Annotated in this window: 6 protein-coding genes and 6 pseudogenes; 7 read left to right on the top strand and 5 right to left on the bottom strand. The window is 29.8% G+C overall.

Annotated features, from left to right (window positions below):
• Nucleotides 1-45 precede the first annotated feature (45 nt).
• From porV to ACZ1HD_RS03960, 6 genes and pseudogenes are all read left to right on the top strand, one after another.
• Nucleotides 46-1,166, top strand: a pseudogene (gene porV, locus ACZ1HD_RS03935) (type IX secretion system outer membrane channel protein PorV).
• A 76-nt stretch (nucleotides 1,167-1,242) separates the two neighbouring features.
• Nucleotides 1,243-1,724, top strand: a pseudogene (gene cdd, locus ACZ1HD_RS03940) (cytidine deaminase).
• Between the two features lie 209 nt (nucleotides 1,725-1,933).
• Nucleotides 1,934-2,119, top strand: a complete 186-nt coding sequence (locus ACZ1HD_RS03945) for a globin family protein (RefSeq protein ID WP_472688695.1) — start codon at nucleotides 1,934-1,936, stop codon at nucleotides 2,117-2,119.
• Nucleotides 2,120-2,241: 122 nt separating this feature from the next.
• Complete coding sequence (locus ACZ1HD_RS03950; RefSeq protein ID WP_472688696.1) at nucleotides 2,242-3,306, top strand: 3-oxoacyl-ACP synthase III family protein; 1,065 nt, start codon at nucleotides 2,242-2,244, stop codon at nucleotides 3,304-3,306.
• A 101-nt stretch (nucleotides 3,307-3,407) separates the two neighbouring features.
• Nucleotides 3,408-4,942: pseudogene (gene guaA, locus ACZ1HD_RS03955) on the top strand (glutamine-hydrolyzing GMP synthase).
• Nucleotides 4,943-4,947: 5 nt separating this feature from the next.
• Nucleotides 4,948-6,582 (top strand): LysM peptidoglycan-binding domain-containing protein, encoded by a 1,635-nt coding sequence (locus tag ACZ1HD_RS03960; RefSeq protein ID WP_472688697.1) that lies wholly within the window; start codon nucleotides 4,948-4,950, stop codon nucleotides 6,580-6,582.
• 80 nt (nucleotides 6,583-6,662) lie between these two features.
• On the opposite strand, the gene ACZ1HD_RS03965 is transcribed toward ACZ1HD_RS03960, so the two are convergent.
• Together ACZ1HD_RS03965 and ACZ1HD_RS03970 are read right to left on the bottom strand one after the other, a co-directional pair.
• Complete coding sequence (locus tag ACZ1HD_RS03965) at nucleotides 6,663-7,178, bottom strand: hypothetical protein (RefSeq protein ID WP_077811263.1); 516 nt, start codon at nucleotides 7,176-7,178, stop codon at nucleotides 6,663-6,665.
• Nucleotides 7,179-7,286: 108 nt separating this feature from the next.
• Nucleotides 7,287-10,429: pseudogene (locus tag ACZ1HD_RS03970) on the bottom strand (cytochrome c biogenesis protein).
• A gap of 110 nt (nucleotides 10,430-10,539) precedes the next feature.
• Here ACZ1HD_RS03970 and ACZ1HD_RS03975 point away from each other — a divergent pair.
• Nucleotides 10,540-11,100 (top strand): hypothetical protein, encoded by a 561-nt coding sequence (locus ACZ1HD_RS03975; protein WP_472688698.1) that lies wholly within the window; start codon nucleotides 10,540-10,542, stop codon nucleotides 11,098-11,100.
• Here the strand turns inward: ACZ1HD_RS03975 and ACZ1HD_RS03980 are convergent, their stop codons facing one another.
• The 3 genes and pseudogenes from ACZ1HD_RS03980 to ACZ1HD_RS03990 all read right to left on the bottom strand — a co-directional run bounded on the left by ACZ1HD_RS03980 (nucleotide 11,101) and on the right by ACZ1HD_RS03990 (nucleotide 14,680).
• Nucleotides 11,101-11,871, bottom strand: coding sequence for a TIGR03915 family putative DNA repair protein (locus ACZ1HD_RS03980; RefSeq protein ID WP_472688699.1), 771 nt, complete (start codon nucleotides 11,869-11,871; stop codon nucleotides 11,101-11,103).
• Nucleotides 11,872-13,133 (bottom strand): annotated as a pseudogene (locus tag ACZ1HD_RS03985) (putative DNA modification/repair radical SAM protein).
• Nucleotides 13,134-13,313: 180 nt separating this feature from the next.
• Nucleotides 13,314-14,680 (bottom strand): annotated as a pseudogene (locus ACZ1HD_RS03990) (NAD-dependent succinate-semialdehyde dehydrogenase).
• Nucleotides 14,681-14,684: the final 4 nt, after the last annotated feature.

Raw genomic sequence — 14,684 nt, forward strand, 5'->3', positions numbered from 1 at the left:
ATATAGATATTTGTAATTAGAATAAAATTCAACAGAGAATATACAATGAAGAAATTAGGATTATGTTTATTATTAAGTGCTTTTGCAACATTTAAAATTGCGGCACAGACAGATACACAACAAACAGGAGGAATAACCACTGCTACACCTTTCTTATTAATTGTACCAGATGCAAGAGCAGGTGGTATGGGAGATATTGGTGTTGCTACAAGTGCAGATGCTTTTTCTTTGTATCATAATCCAGCAAAAATAGCATTTAGCAATAGACAAATTTACACTGGTATTACCTATTCGCCTTGGTTACGTAATTTAACAGATGATATTTTTATAGGAAGTGGCTCATATATAAATAGGTTTAGCGAAAATGCTGCTTGGGGTGCAGATTTTAAATATTTTTCTTTGGGTCAAATAGATTTAACTGATAGCAACGGTGCAGAAAACGGATCTATAAATCCAAACGAATTTGTTGCAACGGGTTCTTATTCATTAAAGTTAAGTGAAACTTTTGCAATGGGGGTTTCTTTAAAATACATAAGATCTAACTTAGCTTTTAACGGTACTTCGGTAATTCTTTACAACCAATCAATTCTTTTGCAGTAGATGTTTCTGGTTATTACCAATCGTTAGAAGAAAATTATGGTAATTTTAATGGTAAATATAGAATTGGTTTTAATATCGCAAACATTGGTCCGAAGGTTTCTTACACACCTAGTGAAGAAGATTTTATACCAACAAACTTAAAATTAGGAGGTGGTTTCGATTTTATTTTAGATGATTATAATACAATTACAACAACCGTAGAGTTTACAAAATTACTAGTGCCAACAGTTAATGATCCTAATGACGAAAAAGGTTGGATTGACGGAATTTTTAGTTCTTTTGGTGATGCTCCTGGAGGTTTTAGTGAAGAATTAAAAGAAGTTACTTATGCTTTTGGTGCAGAATATTTATACAACAATGCTTTTGCTTTAAGAACAGGATATTTTCATGAAAGTGAAGATAAAGGAAATAGACAATACTTTACATTAGGTGGAGGTTTTAAAACCAATGCTTTAAATATCGATTTATCATATTTAATTAATTCTTCAGATGTAAATAATCCTTTAGAAAATTCATTACGTTTTTCTTTATCTTTTGATTTAGGTGAAATATACGATGAGTATTAAAAAATCATAATTTTTTAGTAATTTTATCACAATATATAAAGCAGTCGTTTTTGGGCTGCTTTTTTGACTTCAAAATATGAAAGAAATTAAAATATCTTCTTCTGCCATTGTTTTTAACAACCTAGAAGAGTTATCTAAAGAGGATAAATTTTTAATGAATAAGGCAATCGATGCTCGTAAAAAAGCATACGCTCCTTACTCTAAGTTTAATGTTGGTGCAGCTTTATTATTAGAAAACGGAGAAATTGTTTTAGGAAATAATCAAGAAAATGCAGCATACCCTTCGGTATGTGTGCAGAAAGAGTCGCAATTTGGGCTGCAGGAGCAACGTATCCTGGAGTTAAAATCATAAAACTTGCAATTTCGGCAAGTTCTACAATTACAAAAGTAGATAAACCTGTAGGTCCTTGTGGTGCATGCAGACAATCTCTATCAGAATACGAAATAAAACAAAAGCAAGCTTTTCCGCTTTTATTTATGGGAGAAGTTGGAGAAATTGTAAAAACAGAATCACTTTTATCTCTGTTGCCATTTTCTTTTGATAGTTCTTACTTATAATCATTGCTAATGATTGAAAGAGACATTTCTTCTAGAAAAGATATAAAATTAATTATTACAAAATTTTACGATTTACTTTTAAATGATGTAATAATGATTCCTTTTTTGAAGATATTGTAATTAAGAATCATTTAAATGAACATTTAGAAATTATTTCAGATTTACGGAATGATATTTTGTTTCAAACAACTTCTTATAAAAACAATACAATGCAAAAACATATAGATAAAAATGCATTTATTAAGTTTAAAAAAGAACATTTTGTCATTTGGACATCGTATTTATTTACAACTATTGATGCAAATTTTTCCGGTGAAATAGCACAGCAAATGAAAAATAGAGCTACCTCTATTGCTACGGTTATGCAACTAAAAATGAATTTATACAAGCCTTAAACAGCCTTTGTATAGCTTTTAATTCTTAGTAAAATTCTCATTTGAACTTACCAATACTATGCATGCATAGTAAATTTAAATAAAATAGCTTTCTTAATTTTGAGAGATAAACCTCTTAAGATATGATTTCATCTAAAATTACTGGTACAGGAAGCTATATTCCTTCTTTAAAAGTAAAAAATAATACGTTTTTAAACTCAGAATTTTTAAATAATGATGGTTCAAATTTTTCTGCAGACAATAATGTTATTATAGAAAAGTTTAAAGATATAACAGGTATCGAAGAAAGACGTTATGCAAAGCCGGAAATAAATACTTCTGATATGGCTTTTTTTGCTGCAGAAAAAGCAATTACAGACGCCAATATAAATCCAGAAGAATTAGACTATATAATTTTAGCTCATAATTTTGGGGATTTAAAAAAAGACCAAATTCAGGGTGATGCACTACCAAGTTTAGCGAGTAGGGTAAAACATAAGTTAGATATTAAAAAACCTAATTGTGTTGCGTATGACATACTTTTTGGATGCCCAGGTTGGGTAGAAGGTGTTATACAAGCTCAAGCATTTATTAAAGCCGGAATAGCAAAAAAATGTTTGGTAGTTGGTGCAGAAACATTGTCTAGAATTGTAGATAAACATGATAGAGATTCAATGATCTACAGTGATGGCGCAGGTGCTTGTATTGTAGAGCAAACTTTAGAAGGTGATTCTGGTATTATTAGTCATGCAACACAAACTTTCGCAAATGACGAAGCATATTTTTTACATTTTGGTAAATCTTATAATTTAAATGTAACCGACAATACACAATACATAAAAATGTATGGAAGAAAAATTTATGAGTTTGCAATAACGAATGTGCCTGCAGCCATGAAAACTGCTTTAGATAAAAGTGGTTACGGAATTAATGATGTTAAAAAGATTTTTATTCATCAAGCTAACGAAAAAATGGACGAGGCAATTGTAAAACGTTTTTATAGATTGTTTAAAGAAAAAGTGCCGGAAGCAATTATGCCAATGAGTATACATAAGTTAGGTAATAGTTCTGTGGCTACAGTGCCAACATTATTAGATTTAGTTTTAAAAGGAAATGTAGAAAATCAATCTGTTACAAAAGGAGATGTTGTTATTTTAGCTTCTGTTGGGGCTGGTATGAATATCAATGCAATTGTGTATAAAATTTAAACTTTTAAATCGAATTCTACTTAAAATGAACGAATTCTAATTTCTCGTAAAAAATATCGATTTCAGTATTTGAAATTTAAACTGAAATAGTATTTTTGCGCATGCAACAACACAACGTACTTATTTTAGATTTCGGATCGCAATACACACAACTTATTGCAAGAAGAGTTAGAGAATTAAACATTTATTGTGAAATTCATCCTTACAATCATCCACCAAAAAATCAATCAGAATTTAAAGCAATTATCTTATCGGGTAGTCCAAATTCTGTTAGAGGAGAAAATGTTTTACATCCAGATTTAACAGATCTTAGAGGAAAAAAACCAATGTTAGCCGTATGTTATGGCGCTCAATATTTGGCTCATTTTTCCGGCGGAAAAGTAGCACCTTCAAACACAAGAGAATATGGTAGAGCAAATTTATCTTACATAAAAGGTAATGAAACTTTCTTTGAAAATATTTCTGAAGGTAGCCAAGTTTGGATGAGTCACTCAGACACAATTAAAGAATTACCTACAAATGGCGAGTTATTAGCTAGTACTAAAGATGTAGAAAATGCCGCTTATAAAATAAAAGGTGAAGATACTTATGCGATTCAATTTCACCTGAAGTATATCACTCTACAGACGGTAAACAATTATTAGAAAATTTTCTTGTAAAAATTGCTGGTGTAGCACAAACCTGGACACCAGATTCTTTTGTTGAAAGCACAGTAAACGCTATCAAAGAAAAAGTTGGTAAAGATAAAGTTGTTTTAGGACTTTCCGGTGGTGTAGATTCTACAGTAGCAGCCGTTCTTTTAAACAAAGCTATCGGAGAAAATCTATACTGTATTTTTGTAAACAACGGTCTTTTACGTAAAAACGAATTCGAAAGTGTATTGGCACAATACGAAGGAATGGGATTAAACGTAAAAGGTGTAGATGCATCGGCACGTTTTTTGAAAGCTCCGGAAGGTATTTCTGATCCGAGAGAAAAAAGAAAAGCCATTGGAAACGCATTTATAGAAGTTTTTGATGACGAGGCCAACCAAATAAAAGACGTAACTTGGTTAGCGCAAGGAACAATTTATCCTGATGTTATTGAGTCGGTTTCTGTAAACGGAGGACCATCAGCAACTATTAAAAGTCATCATAATGTTGGTGGATTGCCAGATTATATGAAATTAAAAATTGTAGAGCCTTTGCGTATGATTTTTAAAGATGAAGTAAGAAGAGTTGGAGCTTCTATGGGAATTGATTCAGAATTATTAGGTCGTCATCCTTTTCCAGGACCAGGTTTAGGAATTAGAATATTAGGAGACATTACAGCAGAAAAAGTAAGAATTTTACAAGAAGTTGATGCTGTTTTTATAAACGGATTAAAGGAAGACGGTTTGTACGATAAAGTTTGGCAAGCAGGTGCAATGTTGTTGCCTGTAAACTCTGTTGGTGTAATGGGCGATGAAAGAACATACGAAAAAGTTGTTGCTTTAAGAGCTGTAGAAAGTACAGACGGAATGACGGCAGATTGGGTAAATTTACCTTATGAATTTTTACAAAAAACTTCAAATAAAATAATAAATCAAGTAAAAGGCGTTAATAGAGTAGTGTATGACATTAGTTCTAAACCACCTGCAACTATAGAATGGGAATAAAATATATGAAACATCTTAAATTTTTTGTTTTTCTGTGTATTCTAACGTTTACCGTATCATGCGGTCAGCAAAAAAAATACATTCAATATAAAGTAAAAGAAGGAGAATCTATTGGTGAGATTGCTAAGAAATTAGATATGAAAACCAAAGATTTATTGCGTCTTAATCCTGATGTAGATAAAAATCCGGATGCAAATACTGTAATCATTATTCCTAATAAGAATATGAATTCGGTAAGTAATTCTATTTCAAAAGAAAAGAACGAAAATGCAACAGAAGACAATTCTAAAGTAAAGGAAACAGAAAACTTAGACGTTGATTTAATATCAGAAAAAGAAAAACAAAGAAGTTTGTTAATTTCTGAGTTAGAAAAAGAATTCAAAATTCACGAAGTTAAAAAAGGAGATACTTTTTTTAGCTTAACGAGGTTTTACAGTGTTTCTAGAGAAGAGTTAATCAAATTAAACCCAGAATTAAAAGACGGTTTAAAACTTGGGCAACTTATAAAAATTATGCCTGTAGAAGATGTTTTTGAAGAAGAACTGGTTTATGTAGATGAAATTAAAGATGGTGTTTCTATAAATGCTGCAATTCTATTACCTTTTAGAGCGCAAGAGTTAGAAGCAAAAACTAGCGATGAAATCTTTGGAAACAGTAGGTTGGCAAATATTGTTACAGATTTATATTTAGGTGCAGAAATAGCAATAGATTCGTTAAGAAAACAAGGTGTAGAATTAAACGTAGAAGTTTTTGATACTGGTAGAAATAGTACAAAAATTAAAACAATTGTAGCAGAAAATAATCTTAAGAAGAAAGATGTAATTATTGGTCCTTTATATTCTGAAGAGGTAGAATATGTAGCAGATAATGTAAATGCACCTATTGTTTTTCCGGTATATTCTAAAAAGCAATCAAAATTTTCTTCTAGTAGAATTATCAAAACGTCTCCAAACAAAAAATTATTTAGAGATAAGTTGTTAAGTTATATAGAAGAAAGCTTTCATGACGGAAACATAATTATTGTTGGAGATGGAAAATCAACTTCTAACTTTGATTCTAATAAAATTAGAGAAGTTTTAAAATCACACGATTCTATAAACAGTGTTAGCTTAATCACACCAAAAGATGGTTATATAAAAAAGCAAAAATTTACAGATGTTTTAAAACCAAACATGAAAAATATTGTTGTATTAACAACAAGCGATAAAATTATTATTGCAAGTGTTATCAATAGTTTAATTAGTTTGCCAGAAGAAACAACTGCATCATTATTTACTTTTGATAAGGTTAGCGCATTTGATAAAATAGACAATTCTAAATTAGCTAAATTAGGTTTTACGTATGTTAGCGATGAGTATGTTAGAGAAGATTCTTACAGCGCCATGGCTTTTAATAAAAGTTATTTAGCTAAAAACGGAGTTTTACCTTCTGCATATGCTACAAAAGGTTTTGATGTTACTTATGATATTCTTGTACGTTTGGCATCAGGAAAAAGTTTAAAATCTACTTTTGATGATGGTTATTCTTACAGAGTAGAAAGTAAGTTTGATTATACAGATAAGCTTTTTAAAATAGTAGAAAATAAAGGTTTGTTTATTGTAAAGTATAATGAAGATTTAACTCTAACAAGAATAAAATAATCTTAGAGTTTTAGTTATAAAAAAATCCGATGAAAATTATTTCATCGGATTTTTTTATGCAATATAAAGCAAATTAAACGTTAGATTTTTTTCATCTGTTGTTTCATCATTTGCATTTGTTCTTTTAACATACCATGTTTATCTAATTTTTTAGCTTCTGCCATTAAATTAGTAGCTTCTCTTTTACGTCTTTTAGTCATTGCAATTCCTGCTAATTGTAACTTAGCCATCGCCAAATCATGATCCATAGACAAGCCAAGTTTTACAGCTTTACGTAAATATTTTTCTGATTGTGTAATATTCTTTTGGCTTAACATAATACCATGTAAATAATTATAATAACCTTGTTGTTTTACAATTAAAGCAGCCTCTGGATTTTTGATATAATCTAACCATTTTTTTGTTCCTTCGAAATTCTGCTTACGTAATTGTAAAAAAGCAAGTAAAATAAACTCGTTTTTAAAATAAAACAAAACAAAAATTCCTGCTAATAGTAAGATTGAAATTCCGTTCATGATATTTCCTTGTGCAAAATGGTAAACAGCCCAAACAGAAATTAAACCGGCTAAAATTAATTTAATATTTTTATGAAACATATAAGTATTTCTTTTGTGATTTCTAGTAAACTAGAATATTTATGATTGATTTTTTCGTGAGCAAAAATACATTTTCTTCTTAAAATATAAAGTTACTTCCTTTTAAAATTATTTTTTATAATATTTTTTGTGTTTTATAAATGCGAAAACACCTATTATTAATACAAAACCAACAGAATAATAAACAGATGTTGGTGTAATTACTCTGTCTCCGCTAGCATAAGAATGTAAACCAGCCAAGTAAAAGTTAACTCCAAAATAAGTCATCATTATAGAAGCGTATGCAATAATAGACCACAAGTTAAACGTGTACTTGCTTCGTAAACCAGGTATCAATCGCATGTGTAATACAAACCCATAAATCATAATAGAAATTAAAGCCCAAGTTTCTTTAGGGTCCCAACCCCAATAACGACCCCAACTTTCGTTAGCCCACATTCCGCCTAAAAAGTTACCAATAGTTAACATTACCAAACCAACAGTTATAGACATCTCGTTAATTATGGTAATTTCTTTAATATTTAAGTCCATTCTCTTTTTATTCTTATCATTCGTAAAAATCATTAATAAGAGTGCAAAGATTCCTAAAATCATACCTAAAGATAACGGACCGTAACTAGCTACAATAATAGAAGTGTGTACCAATAACCACCAAGAATTTAAAACTGGTTGTAAATTAGCAATTTCTGGATCTAACCAATTTTGATGAGCAAAACCTAAGGTAATCGCTACTAAAAATGTAGTTGCAGTAATTGTAAGTGCAGATTTTCGTCCAAAGAAAAGCCCAAATAGCATTGTTGCCCAGGCAACAAAAATAATAGATTCGTATGCATTACTCCAAGGTGCATAACCACTTATGTACCATCTAGCAATTAAACTTAACGTATGAAATACAAATAAACCAACAGCACCAAAAGATAATATTTTAACTGTATTGTTTATCCATTTTTTAGAAATAAAGATTTGCCATAAAACAAAAATTAATAATAAAAAACTTAAGTAACCATAGTACTTTGATAGTAATTGAAATGGTTGAATTTTATTATATGAGATTTCTAATTCTATTTTTTTATCAGTAGGTATTACTTCTGATCCAAATTTTTGTTGAAATTTTTTAATTCCGTCTAAAATTTTATCAGCATCTGAATAATCACCGGTTTTCTTACCTTTTTGTAAAAAGTTAATATAAACAGGTAAAGATTGTCTTACAAAAACAGAATCTGTTCCCTTAAAATTAGCTTCAGAAGTTTCTGGTTGTGAAACCCATTTGTTGTTTTCATCACCAGGTATTGGATAAATTTTAAGAATTCCACCGCCAATAGCAGAATATAGTAAACCAATTCTTCTGTCAATTTTAATTAAATCTTTTTCAAATTTATTTTTAATTTTCTTCTTTTGTGCTTCTGCAACTTTCTTTTCTATTTTATAAATACCAACAGGAGTTATAAAATCTGTTAATGCAGCATATTCTGTAGTTTCTGCAACACCTATAAGTTCTCTAATTTGAGTATTTCCTTTTTCTAAATAAATTACCGGAACTTCAAACCAAAATCTAGGATTTTCTATAATAGATAATAAAACCTGACTAGGTTTCATACCTTTAAATTTCTCAGATTTACTCACTTTTCTTACCAATTCAGAAGCAAAAGTATGCGCTGGTTTCATTCTACCATTATCCTGAATAACCAATTTATTAAAGCTTTCTGCATGCGCTACATCTACCATGTTAGCTTTTAAAATAGAATCTATTTGCTGATTGGTAATTTTATTTGGTTGATGCTGATTTTGATGTTGTGCAAAAGTAAAACTAGATAAGAATATTGCAAATACAACAGACATTGTTAGCTTCTTCTTTTTAATTTTTGTTAATCTTTTTTTAAGATCATCAAAACGAGTATTTTTTGCAAAAAGAATACATATCATACCAATATATAAGAGCGAGTAACCTAAATAAGTTACAAAAGTTCCCAAGAAATCATGATTTACAGATAAATGTGTTTCTTCTTTTTCTCCTGATAAATCGTAACTAGCTTGAAAAAATTTATAACCTCTATGGTCTAATATATGATTCATAAAAATTCTATAATCGAAAGTTTCTTTAGGGTCTATCACAGTAACTTCACTAGCGTATGCAGCAGCACTTTCTGAACCCGGATATTTATCTAATTGAAAATCGTTTAGCTTAATACTAAATGGTGTTGTAAGAATTTTTGCACCATACAAAACTCTAAAATTTAAGCCACCAACAGAAACTTCTTTAGAACCATCAGAATTAAATTTACCGCCTTTTAGTTCTACTCTTTTGGTCTCATTATTTGCCGTTACATCTAAAGTAATAACATCTAAAACACTATCACTTTTTGGTCCGCTAACTGTTTTCATTATCCCTTTTTCTGCAGGTTTTGGTATTACAAATTGTAATTTACCAATGTTGTGTAAAGTTAGGTATTGAAAATTTTGAAGAGAATCTTTAACTACTTTTCCTTTCTTTTGATCTGCCATTCTAAACCAATCTCCATCGTCTTTAGAAATCATTTTTAATGCACCATCTTTATTTGTAAAGTTAATAGACGCGTTATTGTTATCGGCTTCAAAACCTACTAAAACACCGTGAATGTTTTGTAATGTTCCTTTTTTTATCCAATGTTCATGACGTGTACCTTCAGAAGATTCTACAAAGAATAAATGTTCTACACCATTTTCATCTTCAATTAATTTTTTTCTGCCCACGGAATGTAGTCTACCAATTCAAATTTAAAATCGATGTCATTTTTATCAGTTTTAAAATTATCTGCATAAGACCAAGAATTAGAACCCCAAGCAGAAAGCATAATAGGTGCATTTATTTCTGGTTTTTGCGAATTACCATCGTCTACAATTGCATTTAAATATGTTGTTTCCGATAAAAATTTATCTGTTGTTTCGCCTTCTTTAATTAGCATTATACCTTCGTAACCGTGGTAACGTGTAATACCAGCACCTACTAATATTAATAAAAAAGCTGCATGAAACATTAAAACGGGCCATTTTTCTTTTTTGTAAAGTTTATATCTAAAAATATTACCAAAGAAATTAATTACAAAGAAAAACATGATAGCTTCAAACCACCAAGCATTGTAAATTAAAGCTTTAGAAGTTTGTGTGCCGTAATCATTTTCTATAAAAGTGGCTATTGCCATTGCAGTTGCAAATAAGAAAAATAATATCGCCATTAAGCGAGTAGAATATAGGAAATTTAATAATTTTTTCATCCTTTTGAAATGCTTTTTAAAAGAGTTACAAATTTAAGCATAAAAGCACAAAAGAACTTCTAGATAGCGGTATATTTATGTATTAAAGTTTTAAAAAAATCACAATATTTATGTCTTCATATCATATCATACCAAATTCTATAAAAGCAGAAGTAGAAACCGCTTTAAAATATTATCCGCAGTTAAAAAATATTCATATTGAATTTAAGTTTAAAAAGAATATTAAAAAATCTACTATGCAAGCGAGACCAACTTTTGATAGTTTTTTTAAATCTAAAAAAGATCGTAAATTTTTAATTTTAATTAGCGAGAAATTTAAAATTTCTGATAAAGAATTTTCTACTGGAGATATACCTACGGATGTATTTATTGGTTGGATTGGTCATGAATTAGGTCATATTATGGATTACCAAGATAGAAGCAAGTTAAACCTAATTTGGTTTGGAGTTAAATACCTTTTTTCTGATAATCATATTGTTGAAGCAGAAAGAGCTGCTGATAGTTTTGCTGTAAAACACAAAATGGAATCGTATATTTTAAAAACAAAGGATTTTATTTTAAATAATGCTGATGTTTCTGAAGTTTATAAAAAAAGAATAAAGAGATATTATTTATCTCCGGAAGAAATAATGGTGTTAGTTGAAGAAAGAAATAACTTAACTGCAGTTTAGTTAAGGTTGTTTTTCGCTTAAATATTTCCAGTATCTTTTTGGAACATGCTGAATATGAAGTTTCATGTTTTTTCTCTCTGTTATATTTGTACTTTTAAAATAGTTTTGCCGGAGCGTTTGAAACTCAAACTCTTCTTCAGAAAAAAAGTTTTTATCAGTTTTAGAAAAATTGAAATCTTTAGGAAACTCCATTTGCATTATTGTAACTACTTCTAAATCATAATATAATCCGTAATTTCTTTTAATATCATAAATAACCCACTTTTGGTCTGCATACCTGCTTTTAAAGTGCTTAGAAATTAAAGGTAAAACGTTAAAATCTGGGGCTATGTTTGCAAAATAAATTGCGTCTTTTGTAAGTTTAAATCTAACAAAAGCTTCCATTCTATGTTTTTCTCTACTAACGTTTTTAGCAATCTTTGATGTTTTTAAAACACTATCGTAAGTAAAATCTGTGTCTACTTTTTTATTACTCTTAAAAATATAAGATATATAGTCTAATAAAATATTTTCTACACCAGGCTGCTCGCTTAAAAATGCGTAATAAATTTTTGTAGTGCTAATTGTAGATGCTTTGGTTTTTAAACCTTTCCAAACTCTGTCTGCTTTGTCTTTATTTGTACTTATTTTTTCATTTTCAGAAAATAAGGCATTTTGTAAAACAAATTCATTCTGAATTTTAGCATTTTTAAGTTTATATTCAAAAACGTAAAAAACACAACATAGAAATCCGTCAAAAGAGCCATCGTAAATTAGTGTTTTCTCTTGCATTTAAGAGAATAAATTTAATTGCGGACTTAGCATTTTATCATATTTGCTCTTAGATTTCTTCAAGATTTTTGCTTTTAATTTTTCTGCTGTTAAATCTCGTCTTTCAAAAATATTGCTATCGCAAACTAAAAAGTATTGGGCTCTGTTAAAAGCGATTCCTATTTTTTTAAGATGATCCCAATTTAATCGTCTGTATTTTCTTGCCATTAAAATTTTAGAAACAGATTTCATACCAACTCCCGGAATTCTAGCCAGCATTCTTTTGTCTGCTGTATTTACATCAACCGGAAATTCATGTAAATTTCTTAAAGCCCAACTTAATTTAGGATCGATATCTAAATCTAAGTTTTGATGATTTAGATTTACTATTTCATTGGTTTGAAAGCCATAAAAACGAGTTAACCAATCTGATTGATACAATCGATTTTCTCTTAACATGGGTACTTCTGTACCAATTTTTGGCAATCGGTTATCTAAACTTATTGGCACATAACCGGAATAATAAACTCTTTTTAAATTGTAGTTTTTATAATAATGCTCTGCAGTTTTTAAAATTTGAAAATCGTTTTCGCCACTCGCACCAACAATCATTTGAGTGCTTTGGCCAGCAGGCGCATATTTTGGTGTGCTTTTTATAATTTTCTTTTCGGTTTTGTATTGAATGATTTCATTCTTAACCTTATTCATTGGTTTTATAAAATCATCAAAATTTTTATCAGGTGCTAATAGTTTTAATCCGATTTTGTGGGTATTTCTATATTAACACTTAATCGGTCTGCGTATAATCCAGCTTCTCTCATCAATTCATCAGAAGCACCCGGAATCGATTTTAAATGTATGTAGCCATTAAAATTTTCTTCTAAGCGTAATTTTTTTGCAACGGCAACCAAACGTTCCATTGTGTAATCTGCACTTTTAAAAATTCCTGAACTTAAAAATAGCCCTTCAATATAGTTTCTTCGGTAAAAATTGATAGTTAAATCGACTACTTCTTGCACTTTAAAAGCAGCACGTTTAATATCGTTACTTTTACGAGTTACGCAATAAGCGCAATCAAAAATACAATGATTTGTAAGAAGTATTTTTAATAAAGAAACGCATCTACCATCTTCTGTGTACGAATGGCAAATTCCCATACCAGTTGCATCGCCCAAGCCTTTATTTGTATTTGTTCTTTTACTTCCACTAGAAGAACATGAAACGTCGTATTTGGCGGCGTCAGCAAGAATTTTAAGTTTCTCTAAGGTTCTAGTAAATGACATAAATTACTGATAAATAAGTTTTTGCGTGTTCGGTTTTTTTAATGAAAATAGCTTTGCAATTTACAAAATAATTTAAGTTTTTGTAGTGGTAATTATTAGATTTAACATAAAAAAATCCAATTTTTAAAATTGGATTTTTTGTTGATTATTTTAGTAAGTGAGTTATGTTTTTAATCTTTCTTAGTCAATCCAAATAGATTTTGTGTTTACAAACTCTTTAATTCCGTAACTAGAAAGTTCTCTTCCGTAACCACTATTTTTAATTCCGCCAAACGGCATTCTAGGGTCAGAAGCTACCAATTTATTCACAAAACTATTTCCGGCTTCTAATTGTAGTGCAATTTTTTCACCTCTTTCAGAATTTCCTGTTAAGACACCAGAGCCTAAACCAAAAGTAGAGTTGTTTGCCAATTCTATAGCTTCGTCTTCATCTTTAGCTTTAATAACAGAAGCAACAGGTCCAAAAAGTTCTTCATCAAAGGCAGTCATTCCTGGTTTTAATTCAGATAAAATTGTAGCAGGATAAAAAGCACCAACACCATCAGGAATTTTTCCTCCTAAAACTAATTTACCACCTTGTTTTATCGTTTTTTCTACTTTTTCATGAATTTCATTTCTTAAATCAATTCTTGCCATTGGTCCGAAATACGCATCTTCGTCTGTAGGATTGCCTAATTTTGCATCTTCCATTTTCTTAGTAAATAATTTTAGAAAATCATCATAAATACTTTCTAAAACTATAAAACGTTTAGCAGCAATACAAGTTTGCCCGTTGTTTTGTAACCTACCAAAAGTAGCTAAATCTGTAGTTTTTTCTAAATCGGCATCATCTAAAATAATGTAAGCATCGCTACCGCCCAATTCTAATACGGTTTTCTTTAAATTTTCTCCCGCAATTTTTGCAACAGATCTTCCAGCAGGTTCACTACCAGTTAGCGTTACTGCAACGATATTTTTATCTTCTATAATTGGTTTAATTAATTTTGATGTGACGTTTAAATTGGTAAAAGTTCCGCTAGGAAAACCAGCTTCTTTAAAAGCATTTTCTAATGCATATGCGCAACCTTGTACATTAGATGCGTGTTTTAAAACAGCTGTATTACCAGTCATTAAAGCAGGCGCTGCAAATCTAATTACTTGGTAAAACGGAAAATTCCATGGCATTACAGCCAAAGTTACACCTAAGGGTTGATATGTAACATAGCTTTTTTTAGCTTCTGTTTCTATAATTTTATCTGCTAATAATTCTTCAATGTTATCTGCATAATATCTACAAACTAAAGCACATTTTTCAATTTCTTTTTTAGATTGAGAAATTATTTTTCCCATTTCTTCTGTTGCTAAATTTGCATATTCGTTCTTTTTTTATCAAAAATATCTGCAAGTTTATGCATTAATTTAGAGCGTTCTTCGAACGAAGTGTTTTTCCAATTTAAATAGGCTTTATTTGCTATTTCAACTTTATTTAATGCTTCTTCTTTAGAGTCTCTTTTGTATGTTTTTATTTCTTTTTCCGTTGCCGGATTAATAGTTGTAATTGTTTCCATAATT

It is taken from the genome of Polaribacter sp. HA6-7 (assembly GCF_055693625.1).